This window comes from Vibrio sp. 1580, assembly GCF_033340055.1.
Window position 1 is genome coordinate 1 of the sequence record NZ_JAWOVT010000108.1, and the last position, 930, is coordinate 930.

The following is a 930-nucleotide window of genomic DNA, read 5'->3' on the forward strand; positions in this document are numbered from 1 at the left end:
TCTACGACGTTACCTTTGTCGAGAACGATTAAGCGATCCATCTGGGCGATGGTCGACAATCGGTGTGCTATTGCAATCACGGTTTTGCCTTGCATGAGCTCGTTCAAGCTTTCTTGGATAGCCGCTTCGACTTCTGAGTCCAGAGCTGAAGTTGCTTCATCCAGTACCAACAGCGGCGCGTCTTTCAATAACACACGAGAAATAGCAATACGCTGACGCTGACCACCAGACAACTTCACGCCTCGTTCGCCAACTTGCGCATCGTAGCCGACATTGCCAAATGGGTCTGTCAGTGTTTCGATGAACTCGTGAGCGTGCGCTTGTTTCGTCGCTTTAAGCAGTTCCTCTTCTGAGGCGGTTGGGTTGCCGTACAAGATGTTATCTCTTATTGAACGGTGCAAAAGAGACGTATCCTGTGTCACCATGCCAATTTTCGAGCGCAACGAATCTTGCGTGACGTCAGCAATGTTTTGACCGTCAATCTTAATGCTGCCTTCTTCCACATCATGGAAGCGTAACAGCAAGTTCACCAACGTGGATTTACCTGCGCCAGAGCGCCCAACCAAGCCGACTTTTTCGCCAGGTTTGATGTCGAGATTCAGATGGTTGATGACGCCTTTGTTTTCACCGTAATGAAAGCTGACGTTATCGAACTGGATGCCACCTTGAGATACGACCAAGTCTTTCGCATTCGGTTTGTCTTGGATATCGATAGGTTTGGACAGTGTTTTCATGCCATCCACGACAGTACCCATGTTTTCAAACAGGGCTCCTACTTCCCACATGATCCACATCGACATGCCGTTAACGCGCAGCGCTAGGCTGACCGCAATAGCAATGGCACCGACGCTAATTGCGCTGTCCAACCACAGATAAATCGACAAAGCCGCGACGGAAAACACCAAGATGTAGTTGGAAATTTCAACCGCC

At 49.4% G+C, this 930-nt stretch carries 1 protein-coding gene; it reads right to left on the reverse strand.

All coding sequences use genetic code 11. The features are described from left to right. Positions 1 to 930, reverse strand: a 930-nt coding sequence (locus tag R7093_RS24345; protein WP_318146900.1) for an ABC transporter ATP-binding protein, incomplete at both ends; no start/stop codon positions are given.